Source organism: Streptomyces sp. NPDC054887 (genome assembly GCF_053610585.1).
The window spans coordinates 76,052-100,959 of sequence record NZ_JBSGYQ010000013.1; the positions used below are offsets into that span (position 1 = coordinate 76,052).

Consider the following 24,908-nt stretch of genomic DNA (forward strand, 5'->3'; position numbering starts at 1 on the left):
TCAAGACATCACCCCTTCCAGTGCGCGTTGGTCATGCATGGCTTCGCGAGCGGTTTCTCTGTTGATGCGGATGTCTTCGGCAATGGACGCGGCTAGGGCTGCTTCACCGGGGGTGTGGCCGTGGCCGGCGTAGCGCCAGTCGGCCAGGACGAGGGTGGTCTCGGGGTCGGGCAGGCCGAGGGCTTCTCGCTGTTCGGCGGCGCGGTAGTCGGCGCGGATCTGTCGTCGTTCGCTGAACGTGGAGGAGTAGCGGCGGGACTTGGTGAGGAAGTGGCCCCGGAAGCCGAGCATGTGAGCCCAGGCCCAGAGCTTTCGGTCGGGATACGCGCGGTCGAGGTCCCAGCAGGCGCGGATGAGTCGCCGGGCGTGGTCGGGCACTTGGTGCCGGTCGAGTTCGGCGAGTTCACCGATGCGCCGGTCCAGGCTGCCGGTGGTCTCGGCCGCCTTGGTGGCGTACTTGGCGATGTAGGCGGCGACCTTTTGTTCGGTGACGTCGTCGCTGTCGAACGCCGTAATGGGCCGGACATCTAGCTTCTCGCCCCAGCACAAGGTGCGTGCGGGTTGCCCCTCGGCCGCGGGCACGGTCACGGTGGTGTAGGGATGCTTCCTGGCCTCGCGGATCGTGTCGGTGAGCAATTCGAGCGTGGCCCAGGTCGGCGGTGCGCTGTCGGGCCCTTCAGGTCCGTCGATGCGGATGACGGCGTGGAAGTGGATCGCGCCTCGGTTCTGGAACTCTGCGACCTTCCCGTACGACAGCCGGATTGTGGCAGCGAGCTCCCGTTGGGTCAGTCCGGCACGTGCGGCGATCTCACGGCGGAGCCGGTTGATGAAGCGGTGCCACAGCTCGCCCGCGTGGTTGTTGAACAGCACCGCCCCCGCGTAGTCGTAGGTGGCGGGGTCGAGCGCCGCGCCGAGGGCGGGATCGTTCTCGGGGTGGCGGGCGCCGCAGCGGCAGCGACCGGTGTCGGGCCGATTGTGGACCGGGCCGAAAGAAGGCGCGGTCAGAGTCACGAAGACACGGGGCCGTGTACGGACGGTCGCGGCGATGCTCATGGTGTCGTCGCCGGCCAGTCCGGCGCGGACGAGGCGGTAGGCGTCCCCGGCGTAGAGGTAGGAGCAGGGCGCGCAGCGTGAGGCGCGGCGGTTTCCGCAGGCGATCCGCAGCCGGCCACCGGGCTCGTTCGCGGTGGAGTAGGCGTGCAGGGTCTCGCCGGTGGCCTTGTCGCGGGTGAGGGACCAGCCCGTGAGGTGGATGGGCTGGGAGCATCCGCCGGTCTTGTGGATCTGCTGTTGCCAGCGGTCGAAGTCGGGGGCCGAAGCCACCCTGAGCAGGTCGCCCAGGGTGGTCGGGTCGAGCGTGTCAGCCACGGGCCGCCTCCAAAGCCGAAGCGAGCACCGTGGAGGCGAGCAGGCCGGCGGACGGGGTCCACAGGCCGCGTGCGCCGGGCCAGGGCATGGGGTCGGTGAGGGGGGTGACGTTCGTCAGGTGCCAGTGCCAGCGTCCGCGTGCGGACCACAGGGTGCAGTAGCCGTCGTCCGGGTGGCAGCCGTCCAGGAGGGCGACGGCGACGATGGCGCCCTTGGGCTGGGGGCGGCGCAGGAACGCCCGGGTCATGGGGAGGTTGCTGGCGTTGGGGTCCGTGGTCTGTCCGGCGTGGATCAGGACAGGGCCGCGGTGCTCGGTGGGCCAGGACCGGTTCTCGACCCGCTTGGTGCCGTAGGCGATGCAGCTCGCCCACGGCTGCCACAGGGTCAGTGCCCGCACGTCGTGAAGAAGCTCGCTCATGCCGTCGCCTCCCGGTCCAAGGGGGCGCCGGTGATGGTCTCGACGAGGGCGGAGATGAGGACTTCCGCGACGGGCGGGGTGACGGCGTTGCCGTACTGGCGGACGCGGTCGCGCTTGTTGCCGTGGACGATGTAGGTGTCGGGGAAGGCCATGGCGCGGCCGATCTCGCAGGGCTCCAGCATCCGGAACCGCACATCGGCCAGGTCCACGCTGGAGGCCACTTCGGCCAGCGACCACCGGTCCCGTGTGGTGACCGTGCCGACCGGTTCCTCGACGGGGCGGGCGGTGCCGTTGCTGTAGTACGGGATCAGGAGGGTCTGGCCGGTGACCAGGCCGTGGTGGTTGCCGGACGCGGTGACCGTGCCCACCGGTTCGCTGATCGAGTGAGCGGCGTTCTTCGCTCCGCCGCCGCGCAGGCTGATCTGGAACGGCGGGATCGCCAGGCCGGTCTCGTTGCGGGCGGTCTGCGTCCGCAACGGATCGCGGACGGAAGAGGCGACCTTCCCGTCACGGCCCTCGGTGGGGATGAGCAGTGGGGGTACGGCGAGGCCGTCGGTTTCGCGGGTGGTGCGGGTCGGCATGGGCCGGTCGATCGGGGAGGCGTCGTTGCGCCAGGTCCCGCCGGCGGGCACCGTCATCGGGCGGGCGTACTTCGCGATACCGACCCGGATGCGTTCCATCGTGGCGGCCGCGAGCGGTTCACTGCGATCGGCTATGCGGGTGCCCTGGAGGGTCCAGTCGATCGCGGCGGACGCCGGGACCACGTCGGGTTCGACGATGGCGTTGCGGCACTTCACGTGCGGGCACCGGTAGAAGTACTGGCCGTACTTCCCGTACGCGCCCATGTCCGTGCCGGGCTTCTTGAAAACCTGCAAGGCGGTCACGCGGGTGTCGCAGGCCGGGCACCAGGCGGTGGGGCGTAACCACTTGTTCCAGTCCGGTGTCCGGCCCAGGGAGCGCAGCCAGTAGGCGACGAACAGGCGGTTGCGGGACTGCGGGGCCCGCAGCGAGCGGACGGCTTTGACGTGCATGGAGTTCAGGGCGATGACGCGGGTCTCGTACCCTTCGGCGCGGATCTCGGTGATCCACCGGTTCCACTGGTCCCACTTGCGGCACTCGATGACGTTCTCCACCACACCGGCCAGCACCGGGCGCCCGCGCAGGTTCATGGCGCGCAGGTAGCGCGGGACTTCCTCCATGAGGGCGCGGGCGCGCTTGGTCTCGGGGTCCGGCTGCTCCTCCCAGAACAGGACGCCTTGGGTGGAGTGGTCGAAGTCGCGGCGCTTGCCCCGTGCGTTGGACCACGGCGGGCACGAGGGGGACGCCCAGAAGATGTCCGCGCGCGGGAACGTCTCGATCTTGGCGCGGGCCACGTCGCCTTCGAAGTGGTCGACGCCGGGGAAGTTCGCGGCGTGCGAGGCGACCGCCTGGGGGTTGTGGTTGGCGGCGAAGATGAGCTGGGTGCCGGGGACCTTGGTCAGTCCCTCACTGGAGCCGCCGACCCCGGCGAACTCGTCGTAGACCGTCAGCACGGGGCACCCGCCTCCACCGAGGCCGGCCGGGTGGTGACGAGCCAGCGCGGGGCGTGGCCGGTGCCGTGGCAGGCCGGGCACACGACCGGGACGACGTGACGGGTGCCGTCGGCGTGTCGGGTGCCGGTGGTGATGGCGACGACGGGGAAGCCGTCGCAGTCGGGGCAGATCCTTGAGCCGTGGACGTGCATGATGGTGGTTCCTTCCTTGATGGCATCGGGGAGGGGCTGCGCCTTCCGGGCGGCGGAAACTTGGCGGTGGAAGCCGCCCGGAGGGCCGGTCAGCGCTGGTTCATCAGCGAGCGGATCACCACGGCGAGCACGGCCAGGGATCCGGCGGTCAGAGCGACGGCCAGGAACATCGAGGTGAGCACCGCACCGAGGACCACCACGCCGCCAGCGACGGCGAGCGGGTTGGACTTGACCAGGTCGACAAAGGCGCTAGTCGTGGTGGGCGGCCGGTTCGCCGGTGCGGTCTCCTGCCGAGGGGCCGGGGTCACGGTGGGGCGGGTCACCGGGTAGGTGTCGGGGGCCGGGTACTTGGGCTTGAACATTGCCGATCTTCCTTTCGGGTCACTTGCTGGTGTCGTTGATGACGTCGACCCCAGTGCGGGTGCTGGAGTCGATCGCGGGACCGAGGAACGTGTCCTGGAGGTAGAAGCCCAGGAGGACCAGGACCACGACGAGCCAGGGGCGGATGTGGAGGTCTTGACCGCGAACCACGCGACCAGGGCCAGGACGAAGACGAACGGCAGGGAGACGGTCACCGGAGCTGTCCTTTCAGGCGAGATGGAGGGCGATGGCCTCAGCCATAGGCACAGGGACACCGAGGCGGGCGCGCAGGGTGTCCGCGTCGATCGCCGTGCCGGTGGTGGAGCGGTGCGCGGCGGCGACCTTGCGGGCGTGCTCCAGCAGCGGCGCAGGCACCGCAACGGCGGGAGGCGGGGCCGGGGCGGGCTCAAGCTCGGGTGCCGTGATCTCCTCGGCAGGCTCGGGCTCGGGCTCGGGCGACAGGACCGGCGCGGGCTCGTCACGGTCGATCTCGACTGCGGGTGCGGTGGGCTCGTCGGCCGCCCGGGCGGTAGGGGTGTGGACGAGGAGGGTGCCGCCGAGGAAGGCGAGTGCGGGCCAGCCGGCCACCAGGATCCGCAGCCACGCGGGAACGTCGTTCAGGTCGAGAAGCCCCGCGGTGGCCACGTTCGCCCCGAGCGATGCGACCAGGGCGACGGTGAACCAGGTCCACGCGGCGCGGGTCGGATCCCCTGCCGTACGCAGGTTCCGCAGCCGCCGCCAGGAGGCGACGAGAAGCAGGTCCACGCTGACGGGGTAGGCCCAGGCTTTCCAGCCGTCCTGTCCGGCGGCTTCCGCGATGTCGTGGAGGTGGGCGAAGGACAGGGCACCGGCGATCACGGCCTGTACGAGTACGGCGTCCATGCGGATAGAGGGGCGCATCGCGGTTCTCCTTCCTTGAGGTTTGGTGCCAGGGCCGGGCGGGGCTCACAGGTCCGGCCGCCCGGCCTTGGCGGGTGCTAGTCGGTGGGGGCCTGGCCGGTGCCGAGGCAGGTCAGGCACAGGGCTTCCTGCCGGTCGTCGCTGTCGTGCTTGGTGCGGCTGCCGACCTTGAAGGCTTCGGAGACCTGCCCGGCGTTCTTGCAGTCCGGGCACGGCGGCGGCTTCTTGGCGGCGGCCCGCCGGCCGGTGGGCTTGCGGGTAGTGGCCATGGGGTGGCTCCTTCAGGCATGGCGGGGGTAGGGACACGGCGCGAGACAGTCACGCCAACCAGGGATTGATCGGGTCCTACGGGGCGACAGCCGGGGCCGGTACCGAAACCTCGACAGCAGCCGCCGCCGACGGGCGGAACGGGGCGAGGGCCGGGATGTCCGGGGTCAGGTGAGCGAACTCGGCACAGACAGCTGCGACTTGACCGAGCTTCTTGTGCGGGGTGCGGATGCGGGACCAGCCACCGGAGGCGTCCCCTGCGATCGCGGTGCCGGGCCGGTTGGCGGTGATGGCGGTCGCGGCGTGGACGGCCAGGTCGTTGATGTCGCCCAGGCCCATTTCGGCGGTCTGCTTGTCGTTGCAGCGGTGCACCACACGGCCGGTGAGCTGAGCGCGCAGGGCAGTGGCGCCCTTGCCGAGCTCCGAGCCGAAGCGCTGCCCGCAGATCTCCAGGTAGATGCCGACCGCACGGGCGAGCTGAGCCAACCGCACGAGCTGGGTAACCATGCGGTCCCGGCGGGCACTGTCGACCTTGGAGGCAACCAAGAACAGCTCCGCGATCTCATCGAGCAGCACCACGATGGGGACGGGGCGCAGGTGCTTGGGCAGGCCCCAGATGTCGGAGGTGATGTCTTCCAGAGGGGTGTCCGGCGTGATGCCCTGGTGCAGGCACAGCAGGTCGAAGCGGTCCTCCATCTCTGCCGCGAGCGCGTCCAGCAGCCCGTCCGCCTGATCCGGTGTGGTGGCCAGGGCGGAGAAGCGCGGGGCGAAAGGACTTTGCTCGACGCCGCGTTTGCAGTCGATGCCGACCAGGGCGACGTTCTGTGGTGCGAGTCCTGCGATGAGGCAGCGCTGGTACATCGACTTGCCGGACTTGTTCGCGCCCAGGGTCAGGGCGTGCGGGATGTCCTGGTAGTCCCGCACGAAGGGCAGGCCGTCCTCTCGCAGGCCGACCACGACGGACAGTGGACCGGCGGCCAGGCGACGCGGCATTCGCACCCGTCCGAGGATGTCGAAGCCGGTCATGCGCAGTTCGATGACGCCGGGCTGGATCTCGGAGACGTGGACCGAGTGGACGGCCCAGGCATGGCGCAGGCGTTCTGCCGACGCTTCCACATGCTCCGGTGCCAGGCCGGCAGCCAGGCGCATCCTCAGCCGCAGCCCCGTGGTGGTCGGGTAGATCCCGCGAATCCTGGGGATGCCCGGCCGGAGCACATCGGCGCCGGCCACCTTGTTGGCGAACACCCGCCACCATGCCGGGGCCACCGTCAGCTCACATGCTTCCAGCGTCGGCCGGTAGGTGGAGAAGATCCGGTACAGAGCGGCCGGAAGGCCGAACAGTGCCCAGTACACGGCCGGGGCCTTGGCCCGAGCGATGACCGCGAAGAGGGCTAACGCTCCGATGAACAGCAGGAGATCAGTCACGGCGATCAGCCCTTGGTGCTCGACGCCGCCGGGATCTGCTGAGCCATCACAGCGCTCGCACGGAAACTGATCCCGTGACCGAAGTCGTTCTCCCACGGCCGGGCGACCAGGCCGGGCAGAGCCACCGGCATACCGGGGACCAGGTCCGGCTGGACACCGTCCTCAGCGACCACGATCGTCACCGCGTCGGGACGACCGTCCACGATCACAGCCACGTTCACGTTGAACAGAGTCTTACCCGACTGCTTGTCGACCGCGACCTCACCGGTCTCCCGGTTCTTCACCTTCGGCTCCGGGGCCTGAATCAGCATCACGGTCATCACAGCCGTGTCTACAGGTATCTGACGCATCGTCTTTTCCCTCACTCTGAACGGGGGTTGATGCCGGGCGTTTGGCCGGTGAGACCAGAAAACAGCCGAAGGCAGTGGACGTATCACCAACCGCATGGACGTTTGGGGACGTTCTCGCTACGCTCAAAAGGTCCCCGAGTCCAACGACTTGCAGGAGCGCGCCCCCATGGCGAACGAGCGCTTACGCGCGGCCATCTCGGCCAAAAGCGAGACGATTCAGTCCCTAGCGGACTACGTCGGCATCGACCCCAAGAGCGTCGAGCGATGGATCACGAAGGACCGAACGCCACACCGCAGCCATCGCTGGAAAGCGTCAGGCTTCCTCGGAGTCGACGAGGTCTATCTCTGGCCGACTGTCGAAAAGCAGGCCGAGACAGCGAGTTCGTCCGAGCTGATCACGTACTACCCCCACCGGGGAGCCGTCCCGGCGGCACTGTGGTCATCACTGATCAATCAGGCCACGAGCCAGATCGAAATCTTGGTGTACGCAGGTCTCTTTCTCTTCGACAGCCACCCGGACCTGTCCGATGAGTTGGCTGACAAAGCCAGGGCCGGAGCGCAGATCCGTGTCTTGCTGGGTGACCCCGAATCAGAGATGGTTCACCAGCGTGGAGAAGAGGAAGGCATCGGCAACGACCTGGCAGCACGAGCCAGGATCACCCGCCGCTACCTCGACCCCGTCATCACGACACCAGGTATCGAGGTCCGGAAGCATGACACGATCCTCTACAACTCGATCTATCGCTTCGACGACGATGTGCTCGTGAACCCCCACGTCCTAGGGGCTCCTGCTGGACAGAACCCCGTACTGCACTTCCGCTACATCCCCGGTGGCCGGACCTTCCGGCACTACATGCGGAGCTTCGACTACGCCTGGGAGCGCGGCAGGCCGGCCTAGTGAGCAGCCCGAGGGACGTGCGACGCTTGAAGCATGGCCCGCGTCGACTACTTCAACGACCCGAACGCACCTAAGGCGAACAGCATCGTTCCCTCGGTGACCGCCGTAGCGCTCAGCGAGGCGGGGGAAGTCTTGCTGATCCACAAGACGGACAACGACCTGTGGGCGTTGCCGGGCGGTGGGGTCGACGTAGGCGAGTCTGCCGCCCACGCCGCAGTACGGGAAACGCGAGAGGAAACGGGATTCGATGTTGAGGTGACTGGGCTGGTCGGCCTCTACACCAATCCAGCTCACGTCATCGCGTACGACGACGGCGAGGTTCGTCAGCAGTTCTCCATCTGCTTCACCGCGCGCATCGTTGGAGGCAGGATGCGCACGAGCAGTGAGAGCAAGGAAGTCGCTTTCGTCCATCCGAGCCGACTCGACGACTTGAACATCCACCCATCGATGCGTCTACGGATCGATCACGGCCTGGCCGACAAGCCGCAGCCCTACATCGGCTGAATTGCTAGCCGTGCAAGGGTCCTCTCCACAGCGGCTCCAAGGTATGGGCGCGCCTCACTGATCGCGGTGTACACCTCGCTGCCCTTCTCATAGCGGACCAAGATCTCGTCAATACGTCGATCGAACTCGAAGCGCTGCCCGGCCGGGCCCGTCGTCATATCGGCGAAGATCAGTGCATCCAGAAGTGCCGAGTCCTCACGCTCATACGCTGCCAGCTCACCCGAAAGTCCGCGCTGCTCCGCTTCGAAGGTCGCACCGGAATGATGGGCGACGAGCCGTACGAGCCGCGCAGGGGCGCCAAGAGACTCCAGGTAGCGTGCACCGTCCAAAGGATGGAACCCGGTTTCCCGCAGCTCGGGGGCATACCCGAGGTCGTGCAGCCAGGCAGCAGCGACGAGCAGATCCCGCTCGTTCTCCGGCACGGCCCCTGCTACTTCACTGGCACGCTCCGCCACGGCCTGAGTATGCAACCAGCGGTCACCGAGCGGCGGCAGCAACGACTCGGCCAGCTCGGCCGCTCCTTTGGGCGTGTCCAGCGCAGTAGGCATGAACGGAACCGTAACGCAGCGGAGTGCCAGCTCAACAGCCCGGCATGGCTCTCTGAGCTACCGCTCGTACGCCCATGGGAGACGCCGCTCAGGCGACCTCCCAAGCCATGCGGTGCCGAGCAACCGCATACACCTGCTCGATCTGCTCCGCATTGAGAACACCTGCCGTCGGCCCCAGGGCAGCAACCTCACGCTCTCTATAGACGCGAACGTCCAGCAGCGTGACGACCTTTTGCAGATCCGTCACGCCGACGAAGACGATGACCGGTACTACAGGAACCTGGAAGCCGCAGTGCCGTTCGAGTACTCGCCGCACTCGGTCCGCTTCCGCCCGGCTCTTGCGGGCGTAGGGCTGAGGCTTGCCGTGGTTGACCTTCACCGAGTCATCCCCGACCCACACCGTCTTGTTGCGGTGATGCTTGGTGTTGATACTGAAAACACCGCCCGGGCCGATCAGCAGGTGGTCGATGTCCACATCTCGCGGCAGCGGCACAGAGTGCAGCACACGCCAGCCACGGCCCGCCAGACGCTGCAACTCAGCTCCCACACGTCGTTCGCCGGCCAGGCCCTTGCGCCAAGAATCCCACTCGGAATCTTGTCGCAGCAGCCAGGCAACAGCACGCCTCAGAGGCCCGGGCCCCGCGGCGAGCTTGTCGCGTATGGCAGCTCCGGGAGGATTCAGTGCTAGGTCGTCTTGGACCGTCAGAGGCGGAAGGGGACGATCCTTGCGCCGCGGTGGGCCAACTAAATGATCCCGCGTAGGCAAGTGCTCCTCTAGGAGTTCGGTCGCAGCGCCTCTGTGTTCCTCGCGAAGGATGGTGATCTTGCCCGAGTCTCGGTCGTAGAAAGCTACGGCCACGCCGTTCGGCAGATTGACGTAGAGCCGATCATGCCCGTACCGCTTCCACGTCGTGATCTTCAACTCGCTCACGGCAGCCCCCCAGCCTGGTCGTCGCCCCCCTCATACATGGCAACAGCCCAAGCGCACGGCTACAAGACGGCCTCTGCGGACAGAGTTTCCCTACTTCATCAAGGCTCGCTGCGCTCGCTGCCCGACCACGGTTCGGGCAGCGAGCCGAACTACTGCCACCCGGTCTCCCGAGCACCGCTCAGCCACACGGGGTGGCTTCCTCCCCATTCCGGAAGGCAGCACGAGTATCAGGGCGGTCAGCACCGGAGTGCTGCAGTCGTGGCTCGGGAGACACCACAGTTGACGCTTGAGGCGTCTGCTTTCCCGGCCTCCTGAACAGCGATGCTGTCTGATGCAGAGATCAGAGGTGCCGCGCACAGCGCGGCGGCGCCGGCCGGACGCCGGCACCGCTGCCCCTCCATGCCTACGTCACCGGGGCTGCGGCGCCGTCGCCCGCCCGCGCCCACAAGGGGCGAAATACCAGGCCGGGGGTGGGGACGGTCGGCTCCACGGCTTTACCCACCTCCCCGGTTCGGGTCCCGCGTCGAGCAAGACCAGGGGGCCACTCGGACACATTGCGGGCAGGGGTAAAGCCTGCCCGAGTAGCCAGCAAGCGTACGGCCCCCTGATCATGCTCGACCCCAAACCGGGCAGGACACCGGCCAAAGCCGCGGAGCCGACCTCCGCAGCCGCCTGACCCTCGGGGCGTATCCGCCTGGTCAAGTCATCGCTTGCACTTACGCCCAGAGCTCACGCGCGGCGGCTAACTCTCCTCTTCGCCATCCTCTTCCTCGAGGATTTCGGCACGCTCCTGATCGATTTCGGGCTCTACATCGATTACCTGGCTATTGCGGTAATACCGCCATGCGCTGGGATAATCACGTTCACCCTCGGGATACATGATCACGTACCCGTGCAGCACGGCGATTTGCCATTGGCCGGTGATCGCCTCACCAATTAGCGCGAAAAGATCTCCAGCGCTAAGCTCCACGTCGGGAACATTGACTTCCCTGTCTCCCATAGACCCGAGAAGCTTTATTGCATAGCGGAAGGTGTACGGTAGACGCTTCTTAACGTCGGCGAGAAGTTTACGCAGAGACGTATTACCCGACTTCACGCCATGAATGATCCGATCCAAGTCGATGGGGTAGCGGACATCAAAGTGATTTACCTTGATGACAGTGTCATCTCGCCTACGACCAGGATCGTTATTGCCGAACCCATTCGTGTTCCACGGAATCTCACCCTGCTCCCTGTACTTCGCGATTAGAAGCCTTTCGGGCGCCACGGCCGGAAAGTCTTCATCCACATACAGGCAAGTGAATTGGATTTCATCGCTAGAGATGTTCTGCCGACCGGAGATTTTTCGAAGGTGCTTCCCAATTCGTTGCGGAAGGTTCTTGTCAGCCTTGCCCACGTAGACGAACTGCCCACTGTGGTACAGCTGGTAGATTCCCCCACGCCGCTCCAGCTCCTGCAGACTCTCCGGGGACAGAAGCGTCGGCTCCAGCTCCGCCAGGGCCTGCGCCAGTTGATCCTTCAGGGCCTTAGTAATGCTGAGCCTGAAGTCCGCGCGATGCGAAGCTCCATCACCCAACCCGACCTGCTGCGTCACCTGTGTCCCAACTCTCACCCGAACGCTTGAACGTGCGAACGGTACGCCTCTGCGCGATCACCCACTCGCCAGTTTGGCCAACCCGACTGAAGATCATCTACTCCGCGGTATGCTTTCGCCATGGTTGAGCAGCGTAAAGACATCGCAAGTACCCGCACCAGCGTTGAGCTGTTCGCGGGTGGTGGTGGTCTGGCCATGGCGGTCCATCAGGCCGGTTTCCGTCCGCTCCTGTTCAACGAGTTCAACACTCGCGCTTGTCAGACGCTCGAGGCGAGCGCGACCAAGACTCTCGGCATCGACGGCATCGCACGAACAGAAGACAGGAAGCCGGCTGCCCCGATGCCTGGCGAGCCAGCTCCCCTGTACGCAGGTGACGTGCGAGACCTGGACCTCAGTGCGCTCCGCGGGCAAGTGGACGTTCTGGCTGGAGGCCCGCCCTGCCAGCCGTTCAGCGCTGGCGGCGTCGCCAAGGGTGACGAAGACAAGCGAAACATGTTCCCCGCCATGTTTAAAGCGGTCCGAGAGATGCAGCCCAAGGCTGTTATCTGCGAGAACGTACGCGGCTTGCTTCGCCCATCATTCAGCGACTACTTCCAGTACATCCAGCGGGAGCTCTCGCTTCCTTTTGTCGAGCGAGACGACAGCGTCGAGTGGCAGACCCACGACGCCCAGCTAAAGCGTCTTCTCGAACAGCGTCCGGACAATGATAGGGATGACCAGCGCTACCGAGTCGTCAAGGTACCCGTTAACGCCGCCAACTACGGCGTCCCGCAACTTCGCCACCGGGTCGTACTTGTCGCCTTCCGGGCCGATCTGGACGTAGACGTAGAGACTTTCGAGAAGTACGTCAAGACGCCGCAATTCTCCGCCGCTGCCTTGTATCGATCAATGAAGGATGAAGACGGCGAGTACTGGCAGCGCCATTCCAATGTTCCAGACTATGTCCGCGAGCGTGTCCGGGCCAACCTTCCACAAGTAATCGAGGAAGACGACTGCGCCCCGTGGCGGACACTTCGCGACGCCGTGCAAGGGTTTGGCACAGATACGCCGCTTCCCGCACTTCCCTCAATCGACCTCACCAAGCTCGACCGCAAGACCGAACAGGCTGCACCTATTGGCATCACCGATCACATCGGTTGGCCGGATGCCCGCATTTACAAGGGCCACACCCCTAACGAGCTCGACCGCCCTGCGAAAACAGTCAAGGCAGGGGTTCACGGTGTGCCCGGTGGAGAGTCGGTAATGCTTCTCGACGAACGGGAGCGCGACTCCAGCATGGAAGGCGGTTGGCGTTACGTGCACCGTTACATGACAGTGCGCGAGACAGCTCGCGTGATGACGTTCCCGGACGAGTGGCAGGGTGTCGGCCCGCGTGGAGAAAAGATGCGGCAATTGGGCAACGCCGTACCAGTCACCCTCGGCGAGTTCTTCGCCAAGGCCGTGGCAGACGCGCTCAGTAACGCGGGGCACTGAACACCGAGATGACGGAACGCCGCAGTACCTGGAATGAGACGCTTCCCGCGGACCGGGCGTACAAACGCGTCAAGGGTATCTCCCCCGTAACCGAGCAGGACAGGGCGGCGGGGGGCCGGCACCGACGCATGGTTGCTCTGGGGGATGGCCAGTTCGCGCGGGCCTCAGTCGCGCTCAGGCTGTACAAGAGGACCAGGAGGATCCGTGCCGTCCTCCGGTGGTCTCACGACGGCAAGTCACCAGAGATCTATCTTGGTGAGGTGTCGCAGAGCACGCGTCAAGCGAACCTACGTGAAGCATGGCAACGTGCTTGGGACCGAGGCCTGCTCACCGAAGAGCCCTTGCCTCCCGAGTCCAAGGCATCGTCTCGTGAGGTTCGTGCAGTGATGCGCGCGAATCGCGGCAGAGACACCAAGCCGGAACTCGCTCTGCGCTCCCTGCTCCACGCGAAGGGCCTGCGGTACCGGGTAGACGCCAGCCCACTTAAAGGTGTTCGGCGCCGTGCGGACGTCATCTTTCCCAAGGATAAGGTCGCTGTCTTCGTAGACGGCTGCTTCTGGCATGGGTGCCCGCAGCATCTGCGCCCGGCGAAGAGGAACGCCGAGGCCTGGGCTGCCAAGCTCGAAGGTAATCAAGCCCGCGACATCAACACCAACGAGCTTCTGCGTGCCGCTGGCTGGACAGTCGTCCGAGTGTGGGAGCACGAGGACCCGGTGGTTGCCGCAGAGACCGTGGCACAGACACTGTGGCAGCTACGCGCCGGCGAGACGAAGGCTCCCTGAGCAGCGCAGTCCTCAGGGGGCTGCAGACCTGCAGGGTCGAAGTCATAGCTCCTCGAAGCAAGCGTTCTTGACCAGACGGGTCTCGCAGTTCCAGCAGAGAGGGCAAACTACCTCTCTATGCGAGCATCTATTGCAGATCATCTGACCGGCTGGCCACCAGCTGTCTACCTCGCCGCCGGCGCTGCTGTCGGCGCTATTTTGACCGCAATCATCACCGGCTGTCTGGGCCTCCTGCTAGCCAAAATGAACCGAACTACGGTCCATCAACAGACCCAGATGCAACTGACAGCTGCCCGTGAGCAGTTGGCAGCACAACTAGTCTCGCAACGCGACCAACTGGAGCAGCAGTTGGCTGCGGACGCACGGAAAGTCGAACTGGAGCACAAAGGCACCATTGACCGATGGCGAATCGAGTCACGCTGGTCGGCGTACGCGGAGGCCACTTCGGCGGTGGAGACGTTTCGCGACCTTCTCGCGCCCATTGATAAGGCAACAAGCGGCTGTTGGCCTCGCGACGATGACCTTTCGACTGAGGAGCTGGCCAGCTTGAGCCAGCTGCAGTAAAGTATCGAACAGCGCCACGAGGAAGCGTACCGCCAGTTGCAAACTGTGCGCATCATGGGGCCGCGTCCAATGCGCGAAGCTGCCAGACATCTAATGGCACAGGTCGCCTACGTCCGCAACGCTGCTGCGGGTCGCATTCGCTCCGCGCAGGGTAATCGAAAGCACGACGCCCAAATGATTTGGAGTGACGCGGCGCGCGAGTTGAATATCGCGCTGGAGAAGTACCTTGAGGTCGCTGCGGACAGTCTCGACAAGGCCTGAAGAACGTCGGCCTTGCTCTACAGACCCGCTCCACCGCTGCCGAATGCCGCCCCGTTGCCTTGCCTTGCCTAGACATGGCATCGACTCACCGTTTGTTGGCGCATGGGCTGGCGGCCCGTTCAGGCAGAGGACCTCCGAGGCCGTGCCCATGCCGCACCTGCCGTGGTCCAGACGGCGGATCACGCTGAGCGCATGCTCTTGTCGAACGGGCATACTCAGCTCATAGGCGCGAGGGCCTTAAACCCGCACTTGAGCGAGGCGATGCAATGGCCATGACGGCAGCAACAAGCACCGGTAGTGACATCGTTGTATCGGTACTGACGGCCGTCGTCGCCTCCCTCCTCGGGGCCGCCGGCTTGTGGTTTCAGGAGTGGCGCATGCGGCGTCGTTCCGAGGCTAGGCGTCGACACGAACTAGAAGAAGCCCAGGCCTATCTTGCATTCATGTCTCAGTGGTTCAGCACCCATGCGACGGTGGCTCCAGGCGTGGATATCGCCCGTAAGAGGCTCTGGGCATCCGAGCTCTTGGACCGACAGCTACGTGAACTCCATGTATCGCTCAGCGAAGTACAACAGCCGAGGCGCACATCCTTCTGGGCCAGGATCAGAAAGCTACTGCTGCTCTACCGATTGCACTCCATCACAGGGTCACTCGTTCGACTGTTGTTCTACATCATTCTGATCATTGTCTGTAGCGTCACCCCGGGCCTCCTAGTTGACGAGCGCATCGCCTGGGGCGACAGAATCAGTGCGTCGCTGCTGCTTATCCTGGTGGGTTTCGGGCTGCTCTTTGGTCTGGGGCGCCTTGTCGCTCGGCTATCACCTGAGGCTGATGGATTGCGCCTAGGGCAGGAGCATTCGGGCATTGAGAATGCGGAAGACACCACGGAATGATGCCCTACGACCTAGGGTTGGTCCACGGCGAGCGGAGCACAGGCGCAGGCAGTAAGCGCTCTGATCGAGCCTCGCGGCCTATTTGTGGACCAGTGCCTCCCGTGGGCGCACCACCGCTGCTCTGACCAGCAGAGACGCGGGAGGTACACGGGGCCTCCGGAGCCGTGTGCGCAGGTTCGAATCCTGCCGGGGGCACCTTGCACTAGGTGCCCAAAGACCCCGCCATCAGCGCTTTCGCTGAGAACGGGGTCTTCGCGTATGTGCAGCCAACTGCCGTGCTGTGCAGCCGTATGACAGCCTCTGCGGCCTATTCGCGGCCCAGCCCCCGCCAGAACCTCGCAGGTCAGCCCCGGCAACGCGAAGGCCCCCGGGATTCACCCAGGGGCCTCGGACCACGCCGGCGCCGCTCTCACTCGTACTCGCGCAGCAGCTCCTCGATGCGGCGGTTGCCCACCTCCTGCCGACCATCCAGGCACTTCGCGTACCGGCCCAGGAGGACCTCCACGCTGTTGCCCGCCCGGGCGGCGACCTCAGTCGGGTCCACACCGGCGTTGAGCCACGTGGAGAGGGCCGAGTGCCTCAGGTCGTACGGACGTCGCGCCAGTGGCGAAGCGACCGCGGCCGGCGGCAGAGCGATGCACCGCGCTTCCTGCCAGGCCCGGTAGTAGGTGGACGACGACACCACTCCACCACGCTCGCTGTAGAAGAGCCGCCCGTCCTCGGCGGTCCCGAAGGTGTCGATGTGGTCCCGGAGCACGGCAACGAGCTGCGGCGGAATCGGCACCCGGCGGTCGTCGGCTCTCGCCCGAATCGGTCCACTGCTTGCCGACGCCGGGCCGTGACCGGTGCAGCAACGCCTCACCCCACCCAGCGGAGCGTGAGGTCCGGGAGCGCCAGGCCCACGGTTTCGGCCGGCCGGAAGCCCCCTAATTACATGCATGCGAAGAGCCCGACCAGGCGCCTGCCATGAGCCCTCCGATAGCCGCCGACACCGGAGACCCGCGCAGGGGAGGGAACGCGGCTTCAAGTCGGTCGGTTCACTGGCTGCAGCGGACTTATGCACCGACTCTTTTGCTGACCCCTGCCGGATGTGCCCCCCTTTCACGCTGCATCCATGGACACCGCCGATTAGACCTGCGCCGCAAAAGTCCTCGGGCAGCAGTTTATCCGCCCCCGAGGACCGCGGTTTACCTCTTCTCGATCCTGATTTCCGTAAGGTCCCAACGGCATTCGAGAACGGACTTGCGCATTGTGCCGCCACTTTGCGAGAACCATACGCTCGTGCGATCCCGCTCGAAGTCACAAATGGACACAGTGCGCCATTGCCCACTACCGGTGCATTCTGCCCAGCCGCCCGTGTCGCCGACGTTGGTCCTGCAGCTAAGAGCCTGGGCGCTAGATTCGCCGGCAACTGCCACTGGAGAAACAAGACCAAGGGCCACTGCAGCCACACATCCGACGGCAGCGATACTCTGCTTTAGCTTCATCACCGATTCCTTTTCAGGTGGTTTCCTTTAGGTGACGCGTGCAGGCATGACCTACATACGACTTCCTTACCCGGCTCATTCTGTAAGCAATGATCAAGCAGGCACAAGCCGCTATCAGCCAATGTATTCGAACCTGTTGGCGAACCATAAATCGCCCTGAAGCTGACATTGGGGGCAGTCGGTGGCGGTCCACCCCGTGCAGTCAAGTGGGAGGAAACTCCTGTAACGCTCACAAATCAGACACTCAGGCAATCGCCAACATGATTTTCTTGCCACTGTCGGGCCAAATTACATAAGTCAAAGGTATGGCCGATTCAGTCGCACGAAGAACCCGGTCTCTGATGATCGATTTTTAGCCGAGTATGACCAGAGCTGAACTCCTGCCCGTGAGTGCCACAGACGCGAAAGGGCTGATCCCTCGCTTTCGTTCCCGACGAACCCTGACGACAGCAACAGCAGCGAGCTGTACGACGCCGAGGCTTGTAGACAGGGCGGGGTCGGCGGCGGAGGGCTCCCCTGCGCTCGTTCGCTCGGACTGCTGTGGCGGTACTTGGTGAGACCCGGGGGACCATGAGAGTCCTGAACTCGCACATGAACGAAGCAATGAATGGCCATGACGGCCGCATCAAGCACCGGTAGCGACATCATTGTTTCGGTACTGACGGCTGCTTCCCTCCTCGGGGCCGCCGGCGTGTGGTTTCAGAAGTGGCGCACTCGGCGTCGTTCCGAGACTAGGCGTCGACACGTACTAGAAGAAGTCAGGCCTATCTTGCATACGCGCCTCAGCGGTTCAGCACGTACGAGACAGTTGCTCCAGGCGTGAATATCACCCTTAGGAGACTCTAAGCATCCGAGCGCTTAGACCGACAGCTGCGTGCACTCCATGCATCGCTCAGTGAAGTACCGAAGCCGAGGCGCACACCCTTCTGGTCCAGAATCAGGGGAGTACTGCTGCTGTACCGATTGCGCTTTATTTTGGGGTCACTCGTTCGACTGTTGTTCTACGGCGTCCTGATCTGTAGTGTCACCCCGAGCCTCCTACTCAACGAGCACTTGCCCTGAGTCGACAGAATCGGTGCGGCGGTGCTGATCCTGGTGGGCTTCGAGGTGCTCTTCCGTCTGGAGCGTCTTGTCACTCGGCTATCCCCTGAGGCGTAGGGATTGCGCGTGTGGCAGGAGCATGCGGGCTGGGATGATCAGCAGGGCATCACGGGATGATGTCGTTCTAACTTAGGTTGGTTCGATCCCGGGCGAGCGAAGAATATGCGCAGGCGGTGAGTCCTCTGTGGCTTACTGGTGGGCTAGTGCCTCCATGGGCTCACCCACTGCTCGCACCATCAAGTACTGGTAGGGCTCAAGGTCCGTCCAAAGCCGTGTGCGCGGGTTCGCGTTCTCCGGGCGACTGCGCAGGAATTTCCGGAAGACCCTCTCATCAGTGTTTGCGGCGAGGGGTCTTCTCGTATGTGCAGCCGTCTGCAGTGCCGTACACGACGCACGTACCGCTGGCTGCGGGACCGCAGGCACCGGGGCCGCCGCTGCTGAGGATGGCAACGCTCCTCCGGGGCACTCTCGCTTGTGGTCTTCCGCTGCCACCGCGCAAGCGAAGCCTTGGTCGCCCCCTCCGAGATCCGCTGTGTCGGCACCGCCGGCGATCCGAACTGAGCGCACGCGGCTGGCAGGTTGTGGGCGGCTGGAGGGGTGGGGGCGTGCGCCGGCCCCGGCTCAGCCTTGCGGGGGTTTGAGGCTGGCCGGGGCCGGGTCTGGGGCCGTCCGGGGGATTGGCGGCGCCCAGCTTGGGTGGGTGGGCCGGTGCGGTGTGGGCAACCGGGCCACCCAGGTGTGGGGGTAGCAGGCTCCGCGGGACCGGTGGGGCGCGTCGCCGTTCGTGGGGGATCGTGGGGGGAGATGCACCGTGTGAGGTGCCGCCGGTGTTACAGGTGCCGCAGGTGCCGCAGTTGCCGTCGGGGCTGCCTGTGGCGAGTGATCAGGAGGTTGTGGGCGGCTGGTGGCGGTTCCGGGCTGCCACGGGGCGGCTTGGCCGTCGGCCCTGGCGGCGGTTACCGGGAGGTTGAGCACTCCCACTGGTCCGCGGTGTCGTCCGGCATCGACCAGATCGCTATCTCGCAGCCGCAGTTGCAGTTCGCCGTGGGTCTTCTCGTGGTGTCGAGCTGCTGTGCGGCGGTCGTCGTGGTCGTCATAGTTCTGCCTTTTCGGTCGTGGTCGTGGTCGTGGTCGTGGTGGTGATTGGTCGTGCCTTCGGCCGCGGGTCCGGCCAGGGCCCTTCCCCTAGGGCCTGGACCCCCGGGTGTGGTGGTCAGGTGACTCTGCGGCGCGTACGTCGTCCCGGGCGGGGTCAGGCCTTCGCGTACGGGGAAGGGGGCTGGGGGCCCGTGCCTTCTCGGGCTGCTGTCCATTTGTCGTGGAGCCACATCTGGGTCGCGCGGCGGTTCGCCGAGCCGTCCCAGCGGATGTCCCGTTCGTAGGTGATGACTTCGCCGTTGCCGTCGACGATCACCCAGGTGTAGAGGCCGTTGTCGTGGTGGGTCTTGACCTTGGCGCCGGCGATCGTGTGGACCGCGCCCGCCTTGTCGCGCACCTCTTCGTCGTGGCGGTCCACCCACTGGACCGACAGGCCGTCCGCGTGGTCGGGGACGAACTCGCGCAGCCAGTCGAAGGCCGTCTCCTCGGCCTTGTCGTCGGCCGGTACGGGGGTCTTGGCGCCCGCCACCGTCATCCGGGTGTAGCCGTACAGGGTGCCCTCGGCGTCGACGACGGTGGTGATGTGCTCGCCGCCCAGGTCGCGGGTGGTGTCCTGTTCGTAGCGGACCACGGTCACCGGGCGGTCCTCGTGGTGTTCGTCGCGGATCTGGGACGGGTGCCAGCCCTCGGGAATCGCCAGGCCCGCCTCGGCCAGTGCGTCCTTGGACTGCTTCGTCGCTGCCTCGGCCCGGTCGCTGCCCTTGGCTACCGGCTTCACGTTCTTCTCCTTGGGTGCGGTGTCGTACGTCGCGGTGGGCGCGGCGGAGGCCGTGCCCGGGTCGCCGTCGTCGGCGGTGACGAGTACCGCCGTGCCGAGCACGCAGGCTCCGCCGAGGGCCAGAGCCGTGGTGAGGATGCCGTATCGCATGGTGGATCGGTTCCCTTCCTTGTGGTGCGGGTTCGGGCGGGGCGGGTCAGCGGCGCACGCGGTGGCCGAGGGCGGCCAGTACCGCGCCCGTCCCGAGCACGCCGGCGATCACCGCGAAGACGGTGGCGTGGTCGCCCGCCGCCGTAGCGAGCTGCGGGCCGACGCTGGCGCCGATGAACAGCGCGAACGTGTAGAGGGCGACCGCCGCGCCGCGCGCCGGGCCGGCCTGTGAGCCGATGGCCTCCACGAGCGCCGGCGCCGTGACCGCGATGCCGAAGACGAAGACGAACAGCAGGGCGGCCAGCAGTACGGCGTCGAGGTCGCCCCCGCGCGAGAGCAGCGCCGATCCCGCGCTCACCGCGGCGGCCAGCAGCAGGGCTCCGACGACCCGGCTCACAGCGGGCAGCCGTACGAGGAAGGGTGTCACCAGCGGTACGAGCACCATGGCCGGCAGCGAACTGGCGCGCAGCAGGAGCATCGCGTCCGGGTCGCCCGCCAGGCCGGCGGGTCCGGCCACCTGAAGGCCCGTGTAGACGGCGACGAAGCCGCACAGGAGCGTGAGCGTCGCCAGCAGGAGCAGGACCAGGGACGGCTTGGTGAGCAGCCTGCCCATGGCCCGGTAGGCGTCGAGGGACGAGGTGTTGGCGGCGGCGCGGTCGGGGTCCAGAACGCCGCGCAGCAGCAGCGCGCCGCCGATCATGCCGGCCGCGCAGATCAGGAAGACCGCACGCCAGCCGAGGGCGTCGGCCACGGACTGCGAGAACACCTGGCCCAGTACGCCCGCGGAGAGGAACGAGCTGGTCAGCCACGTCATGGCGGCCACCCGCCGGGTGGGCTCGATGCGCTCGGCGATGTACGCGAAGGCGGGCGGCGCGAAGGTGGCCGCGCTCAGGCCCTGTACGACGCGGACGGCGCAGCCGACGGCCAGGTTGGGCGCGGCGGCGACGGCGGCCGTGGTGAGCGCGGTCAGCAACAGGCCGAGGACGATCAGCCTGCGGCGTCCGAAGCGGTCGGACAGCGGGCCCCAGACGAGGAATCCGGCGGCGTACCCGAAACCGAAGGCGGTCGTGGTCCAGCCCGCGGCGGCCGCGGTCGTGGACCAGGAGTCGGCGAGCAGGCCGAGCACCGGGAGCACGGTGTAGAGCTGGCCGACGATCAGGACGCCCACCGCGCACAGGGCCGGCACGGTCCTGCTGAAGGAGGCGGTCGCGGGTACGGCCCCGGGCGCGGTCTCGGATCGGGGCGAGGGCATGGCCCTGGCCGGCTTGGTCTCACGCAGCGGCGTCGCCGCCGGCGTGACGGTCGAGTCGGTGGTCATGGCGCACATAGAACCAACCAACCAGTTGGATGTCAACGGCGTCCCAACTATTCGGTTGGGTAATCTGGCCCCATGGCTAGAGACACAGCAGTGACGAAACAGAAGCTCCTGGGCGCGGCTCGCCAGGAGTTCGCCGCCCTGGGGGTGGCGGGGGCGCGGGTCGACCGCATCGCCGAACTCGCCGGGGTCAACAAGGAGCGGGTCTATGGCCACTTCGGCAGCAAGGAAGGGCTCTTCGCGGCCACGGTCGGCGCCGCCATGGACGAGCTCACGGTAGCGGTGGGCAAGCCGGGCGACGACGTGGCCCAGTGGGTCGGCTCGGTGTACGACTTCCACCGCGAGCGGCCGGAACTGCTGCGCCTCCTCCTGTGGGAGGCCCTGCACCAGCGGGAGCCGGCGATCGCCGGCGAGGAGGACCGTACGCGGGCCTACGCCCTGAAGGTGGACGCACTGGCCGAGCGCCTGGGCATCGCCCCGGGACCGGAGGCCGCGGCGATGCTGCTGTCGCTCATCGGCCTGGCCGCGTGGCCCAGCGCCGTACCGCAGCTTTCGCGCCTCATCGTCGGCTCGCAGGTGGAGCCCGAGGACATGGGGGCGGTCGTCCGGGCGAGCGTGGTGGAACTCGCCGGGCGCGTGGCGGCCGGGCGGGTGCAGCACGCGAACGGCTGACGGATGGAGGACGGATTACGCCGCGCTTCGCATCCCGAACCCGGTGAACGACCGGCGAACTTCCTAGCATTCGCAAAGTCTGTGGCGTGGGTCACCCTGGAGGAGGTTGTCAACCAACTAGATGTTTGGCAGTGTTCAACCTGTCGCGGGGCTGAAGGAATGGCCTCGCGGCGGGGGAACGCGTAGACATATCGCCGGGGGGAAATATGTATTTCATGTGTGCTGAGTGTTGCCGACACCGACGTAATGGCGCGTTGATTCACCGCCCGCCGAGGCCATAGACCGCTCTGGTCGCCCTGGGCCTTCCGGTCACAGACCGCCGGTGTCCCCTGAAATCGTACACATCATCTCTCTCCGGCACGAACTCGCCGTTCAGTAATCGGAATTCAGGCTTCCGATTCGACGCGGGTCCGTCGAGACGCACAAGCCGCCGCACCTGCGGGCCCGTTGACGCGCCCGCCTTCCGCGCGGCTCCTCTGCACCGTTCCTCGGCTTCTCACACCCTCATGCGCCGGCTGTGCCGTGCCGCAAGGCGTCCGCACGGCCTGAATCACCCGAATCCTTCGGAGGAACCATGTCCGAGCACCTTCTGAAAAGCGTCTGCCTCGTCGGGGACCGCTTCAGCTCCTTCGCCAAGCACGAGGCGGTGCGCACCGTCAGCGGCTTCGTCTCCGCCGTGACGTCCGGTGTGTACGACGAACTCGACACCCCGCTCCTGCTCTGGGAGGGGCAGGGCGTCAACGACTTCGACCGCGAGTACGTCCGCGCCGCACTCGAGAGAGCCGGCCTCTCGCGCAAGATCCTCACCCAGCCGAACAACCCCGTCGTCGTCCCGCGCGCGGAGGCGCACAAGAACCGCGAGCCGAACGTCCTGCTCGCGGGCCTCCAGCAGCAGGGCGAGGACACGTACCGGGCGACGCTGCGGCTGCACTCCGACAACGAGCTGCTGCTCGACCACCAGACCGGCGAGCACGTCCAGGGCATGGTCGCCATCGAGGCGTTCCGGCAGATGTTCATCGCGTTCTGCGAGAAGTTCGTCGCCGCCCAGTGGCCGGAGCTGCGCCACTACTACATATGGCACGGCATGGACATCAGCTTCGACAGCTTCCTGTTCCCGCTGGACGCCGACATCACCTGCACGGTGGCCGAGTCCGACACCTCCGACCCGGCGCGCCTGAAGTTCACCGTTGACCTGGAGCTGCACCAGGCGGGCAACCGCGCTGCGCGCGCCCGCATCAGGTTCACCGCGTACGACGCCGACCGTCTCGGGCCCAAGGAGCACCGCCTGGCGGCCGACGCGGTGGCGAACGTCCTGAACGGCGCGGCTCCCGAGCCGGCCGCCGCCCGCACGGCCTGACCGTACGGCCCGCCCGCACGGCCTGACCGTACGGCCCGACCGTACGGCCGAGCGCCGCCGCGCAACCGTACGGCGCCGCCGCGGCGCGACCGCACGGCACGACCCGCGAGACAACGGAGAATCACCATGAGTTCGACCACCCTCACGAGGACCGAGGAGCAGCGCACCGCCCCCGCGCACAGCCGCAGCGGCCTGCTCCTGCTCACCGTGGTGCTGCTGGCCGGTGTCACCGCCTGGCTGACGCTCATCGCCGTCAACAACATCACCGACTTCGGCACCAACAAGGCACTGCTCCAGGCCACCATGAACATGCAGGCCCTGATCGACGACCCGGTCCGCGGCAACGGCCTGGAGGGGCGCGCCCTGCCCAACAGCCTCGCCGCCCCGGCGCTCGTCGCCGTCATCGTCTACCAGCTCGGCACGGTCGCCCTGATGTGGCGGGCCGTCGCCACCGGCGTACGAGCGCTGCGCAGCCCGTCGTCGGGCCTGTTCACGTACGTACGCCAGGTCAACCACTCCCTGGTGCCGTTCCTGCTCCTCTTCGCCGGCTTCCTCATCAGCGGCCTGTACTTCGGCTACTGGCTGCACCTCGGCCCCGTGCAGCAGGTGCACTTCACCCTGCTCATCGTCGGGACCCTGATCGCGCTGCTCACCAACCTGGCGCCCGTCGCCTCGCGCGCCCTTGAGCAGGAGGAAGCGCGATGACCGCCCTGATCAGCACGGGTGCCTGGGTGCCCGAGCGGGTGGTGAGCAACGCGGAGACCGTCGCGCTGACCGGCGGCCCGAGCGAGTGGATCACCCGCAAGACGGGGGTCGTCGAGCGCCGGTGGGCCGACGACGGGACGACCACCGCGGACGCCGCCGTCGCCGCCGCGCGGCAGGCGATCGAGCGGGCCGGCATCGAGCCGGAGCAGCTCGGCCTCATCGTGCTGGCGACCTCGACGCCCGACCGGCCCCAGCCGCCCACCGCGACCGCCGTGCAGGCGGCGCTCGGTGCGACCGGAGCGGCCGCGCTGGACGTCAACGGCGTGTGCACGGGGTTCCTCTTCGCCCTGGCGACCGCGCGCGGCATGCTCGCCACCGGTGACGCGGGCGGCTACGCCCTGGTCGTCGGGGCCGACATCTACTCGCGCATCCTGGACCGCACGGACCACCGCACGGTGGTCCTGTTCGGCGACGGAGCCGGCGCGGTGGTCATCGGCCCCGAGCGGGACGGCGGGCGCGGCTCGATCCTCGCCACGCAGCTGCGAAGCCACGGACACCTGGGGCAGCTGATCCACATGGAGCACGGCGACGCGTTCCGGATGGACGGCGGCGGAGTACGCGACTTCGTGCTCTCCGAAGTGCCTCTCGCGGTCAAGGGGTTCCTGGCCGACCACGGGGTCGACGGGCGTCAGGTGCGGCACCTGGTGGCGCACCAGGCGAACGGCGTGATGCTCGACGCCCTCGTGCCGTCGCTGGAACTCGCCGGTGACGTCACGGTGCACCGCACCATCGACCGGTACGGCAACACGGCGTCGGCGTCCGTGCCGATCACGCTGGACCACGCACTGCGCCACGAGGCGATCCCGGAGGGCGAGTTGGTGCTGCTGCTCGCCTTCGGCGGGGGCATGGCCACCGGCGCGGCGCTGATGCGGCGCTGACGCGGGGCCGGGCACCACCACGACGGGACCGTTTCGAGTGAAAGCAGC

At 66.6% G+C, this 24,908-nt stretch carries 27 protein-coding genes, 1 tRNA gene and 1 pseudogene; 12 read left to right on the forward strand and 17 right to left on the reverse strand.

Annotation, left to right across the window (positions count from 1 at the left end):
- The 10 genes from repSA to ACWGH0_RS10250 all read right to left on the reverse strand — a co-directional run bounded on the left by repSA (position 1) and on the right by ACWGH0_RS10250 (position 6,811).
- Positions 1–1,368, reverse strand: a complete 1,368-nt coding sequence (repSA, locus tag ACWGH0_RS10205) for a replication initiator protein RepSA (RefSeq protein ID WP_453403700.1) — start codon at positions 1,366–1,368, stop codon at positions 1–3.
- The gene (locus ACWGH0_RS10210) at positions 1,361–1,786 is read right to left on the reverse strand and encodes an ASCH domain-containing protein (RefSeq protein WP_453403701.1); all 426 of its coding nucleotides are present in this window, start codon (positions 1,784–1,786) and stop codon (positions 1,361–1,363) included. The genes repSA and ACWGH0_RS10210 overlap by 8 nt, the downstream gene beginning before the upstream one ends.
- Positions 1,783–3,318 carry a DNA cytosine methyltransferase gene (locus ACWGH0_RS10215; RefSeq protein ID WP_453403702.1) on the reverse strand — a complete coding sequence of 512 codons (1,536 nt, stop codon included), beginning with the start codon at positions 3,316–3,318 and terminating at the stop codon, positions 1,783–1,785. The genes ACWGH0_RS10210 and ACWGH0_RS10215 overlap by 4 nt, the downstream gene beginning before the upstream one ends.
- Positions 3,312–3,509, reverse strand: a complete 198-nt coding sequence (locus ACWGH0_RS10220) for a hypothetical protein (protein WP_453403703.1) — start codon at positions 3,507–3,509, stop codon at positions 3,312–3,314. Before ACWGH0_RS10220 ends, ACWGH0_RS10215 begins: the two co-directional genes overlap by 7 nt.
- An 89-nt stretch (positions 3,510–3,598) precedes the next feature.
- Positions 3,599–3,871 carry a SpdD protein gene (locus tag ACWGH0_RS10225; RefSeq protein ID WP_453403704.1) on the reverse strand — a complete coding sequence of 91 codons (273 nt, stop codon included), beginning with the start codon at positions 3,869–3,871 and terminating at the stop codon, positions 3,599–3,601.
- Positions 3,872–3,890: 19 nt separating this feature from the next.
- The gene (locus ACWGH0_RS10230) at positions 3,891–4,040 is read right to left on the reverse strand and encodes a hypothetical protein (protein ID WP_453403705.1); all 150 of its coding nucleotides are present in this window, start codon (positions 4,038–4,040) and stop codon (positions 3,891–3,893) included.
- A gap of 57 nt (positions 4,041–4,097) precedes the next feature.
- Complete coding sequence (locus ACWGH0_RS10235) at positions 4,098–4,769, reverse strand: DUF2637 domain-containing protein (RefSeq protein ID WP_453403706.1); 672 nt, start codon at positions 4,767–4,769, stop codon at positions 4,098–4,100.
- 77 nt (positions 4,770–4,846) lie between these two features.
- Entirely contained in the window at positions 4,847–5,038 is a 192-nt protein-coding gene (locus tag ACWGH0_RS10240) for a hypothetical protein (protein ID WP_138902911.1), read from the reverse strand.
- 76 nt (positions 5,039–5,114) lie between these two features.
- Positions 5,115–6,461 carry an FtsK/SpoIIIE domain-containing protein gene (locus ACWGH0_RS10245; protein ID WP_453403707.1) on the reverse strand — a complete coding sequence of 449 codons (1,347 nt, stop codon included), beginning with the start codon at positions 6,459–6,461 and terminating at the stop codon, positions 5,115–5,117.
- A gap of 5 nt (positions 6,462–6,466) precedes the next feature.
- Positions 6,467–6,811 (reverse strand): SCO3933 family regulatory protein, encoded by a 345-nt coding sequence (locus tag ACWGH0_RS10250; protein WP_138902913.1) that lies wholly within the window; start codon positions 6,809–6,811, stop codon positions 6,467–6,469.
- A 166-nt stretch (positions 6,812–6,977) separates the two neighbouring features.
- Here ACWGH0_RS10250 and ACWGH0_RS10255 point away from each other — a divergent pair, with 166 nt between their 5' ends.
- Together ACWGH0_RS10255 and ACWGH0_RS10260 are read left to right on the forward strand one after the other, a co-directional pair.
- Entirely contained in the window at positions 6,978–7,709 is a 732-nt protein-coding gene (locus ACWGH0_RS10255) for an XRE family transcriptional regulator (RefSeq protein WP_453403708.1), read from the forward strand.
- 33 nt (positions 7,710–7,742) lie between these two features.
- Positions 7,743–8,213 carry an NUDIX hydrolase gene (locus ACWGH0_RS10260; RefSeq protein ID WP_453403709.1) on the forward strand — a complete coding sequence of 157 codons (471 nt, stop codon included), beginning with the start codon at positions 7,743–7,745 and terminating at the stop codon, positions 8,211–8,213.
- Here the strand turns inward: ACWGH0_RS10260 and ACWGH0_RS10265 are convergent.
- The 3 genes from ACWGH0_RS10265 to ACWGH0_RS10275 all read right to left on the reverse strand — a co-directional run bounded on the left by ACWGH0_RS10265 (position 8,201) and on the right by ACWGH0_RS10275 (position 11,286).
- Complete coding sequence (locus tag ACWGH0_RS10265; protein WP_453403710.1) at positions 8,201–8,761, reverse strand: HD domain-containing protein; 561 nt, start codon at positions 8,759–8,761, stop codon at positions 8,201–8,203. The two genes, ACWGH0_RS10260 and ACWGH0_RS10265, sit on opposite strands and share 13 nt — an antisense overlap.
- 88 nt (positions 8,762–8,849) lie before the next feature.
- Positions 8,850–9,692, reverse strand: a complete 843-nt coding sequence (locus tag ACWGH0_RS10270; RefSeq protein WP_453403711.1) for a nuclease-related domain-containing protein — start codon at positions 9,690–9,692, stop codon at positions 8,850–8,852.
- Between the two features lie 742 nt (positions 9,693–10,434).
- Complete coding sequence (locus ACWGH0_RS10275) at positions 10,435–11,286, reverse strand: GIY-YIG nuclease family protein (protein WP_453403712.1); 852 nt, start codon at positions 11,284–11,286, stop codon at positions 10,435–10,437.
- 120 nt (positions 11,287–11,406) lie between these two features.
- Here ACWGH0_RS10275 and ACWGH0_RS10280 point away from each other — a divergent pair, with 120 nt between their 5' ends.
- From ACWGH0_RS10280 to ACWGH0_RS10305, 6 genes are all read left to right on the forward strand, one after another.
- On the forward strand, positions 11,407–12,759 hold the full coding sequence (locus ACWGH0_RS10280; RefSeq protein WP_453403713.1) for a DNA cytosine methyltransferase: 1,353 nt from the start codon (positions 11,407–11,409) through the stop codon (positions 12,757–12,759).
- Between the two features lie 260 nt (positions 12,760–13,019).
- A complete protein-coding gene (locus ACWGH0_RS10285) occupies positions 13,020–13,541 on the forward strand; it encodes a very short patch repair endonuclease (RefSeq protein WP_453403714.1) in 522 nt (173 codons plus the stop codon).
- A gap of 117 nt (positions 13,542–13,658) precedes the next feature.
- On the forward strand, positions 13,659–14,105 hold the full coding sequence (locus ACWGH0_RS10290; RefSeq protein WP_453403715.1) for a hypothetical protein: 447 nt from the start codon (positions 13,659–13,661) through the stop codon (positions 14,103–14,105).
- 69 nt (positions 14,106–14,174) lie between these two features.
- On the forward strand, positions 14,175–14,366 hold the full coding sequence (locus ACWGH0_RS10295; protein ID WP_453403716.1) for a hypothetical protein: 192 nt from the start codon (positions 14,175–14,177) through the stop codon (positions 14,364–14,366).
- A gap of 272 nt (positions 14,367–14,638) precedes the next feature.
- Positions 14,639–15,259 (forward strand): hypothetical protein, encoded by a 621-nt coding sequence (locus ACWGH0_RS10300; protein WP_453403717.1) that lies wholly within the window; start codon positions 14,639–14,641, stop codon positions 15,257–15,259.
- A 94-nt stretch (positions 15,260–15,353) separates the two neighbouring features.
- A tRNA-Arg gene (locus ACWGH0_RS10305) sits at positions 15,354–15,454 on the forward strand.
- Positions 15,455–15,668: 214 nt separating this feature from the next.
- Here the strand turns inward: ACWGH0_RS10305 and ACWGH0_RS10310 are convergent.
- The 4 genes and pseudogenes from ACWGH0_RS10310 to ACWGH0_RS10325 form a co-directional block, all read right to left on the reverse strand.
- Positions 15,669–16,258 (reverse strand): annotated as a pseudogene (locus tag ACWGH0_RS10310) (tyrosine-type recombinase/integrase); the annotation flags it as partial.
- Between the two features lie 2,545 nt (positions 16,259–18,803).
- Positions 18,804–18,944 carry a hypothetical protein gene (locus ACWGH0_RS10315; RefSeq protein WP_453403718.1) on the reverse strand — a complete coding sequence of 47 codons (141 nt, stop codon included), beginning with the start codon at positions 18,942–18,944 and terminating at the stop codon, positions 18,804–18,806.
- 155 nt (positions 18,945–19,099) lie between these two features.
- On the reverse strand, positions 19,100–19,873 hold the full coding sequence (locus ACWGH0_RS10320) for a hypothetical protein (RefSeq protein ID WP_453403719.1): 774 nt from the start codon (positions 19,871–19,873) through the stop codon (positions 19,100–19,102).
- Positions 19,874–19,919: 46 nt separating this feature from the next.
- On the reverse strand, positions 19,920–21,191 hold the full coding sequence (locus ACWGH0_RS10325; protein ID WP_453403720.1) for an MFS transporter: 1,272 nt from the start codon (positions 21,189–21,191) through the stop codon (positions 19,920–19,922).
- Positions 21,192–21,281: 90 nt separating this feature from the next.
- Between ACWGH0_RS10325 and ACWGH0_RS10330 the strand changes: the two genes are divergently transcribed.
- From ACWGH0_RS10330 to ACWGH0_RS10345, 4 genes are all read left to right on the forward strand, one after another.
- Entirely contained in the window at positions 21,282–21,860 is a 579-nt protein-coding gene (locus ACWGH0_RS10330; RefSeq protein WP_453403721.1) for a TetR/AcrR family transcriptional regulator, read from the forward strand.
- A 574-nt stretch (positions 21,861–22,434) separates the two neighbouring features.
- The gene (locus ACWGH0_RS10335) at positions 22,435–23,217 is read left to right on the forward strand and encodes an AfsA-related hotdog domain-containing protein (RefSeq protein ID WP_453403722.1); all 783 of its coding nucleotides are present in this window, start codon (positions 22,435–22,437) and stop codon (positions 23,215–23,217) included.
- A 126-nt stretch (positions 23,218–23,343) separates the two neighbouring features.
- Positions 23,344–23,922 (forward strand): DUF2165 family protein, encoded by a 579-nt coding sequence (locus ACWGH0_RS10340; protein WP_453403723.1) that lies wholly within the window; start codon positions 23,344–23,346, stop codon positions 23,920–23,922.
- The gene (locus ACWGH0_RS10345) at positions 23,919–24,860 is read left to right on the forward strand and encodes a 3-oxoacyl-ACP synthase III family protein (RefSeq protein ID WP_453403724.1); all 942 of its coding nucleotides are present in this window, start codon (positions 23,919–23,921) and stop codon (positions 24,858–24,860) included. The genes ACWGH0_RS10340 and ACWGH0_RS10345 overlap by 4 nt, the downstream gene beginning before the upstream one ends.
- The last annotated feature ends 48 nt before the right edge of the window (positions 24,861–24,908 follow it).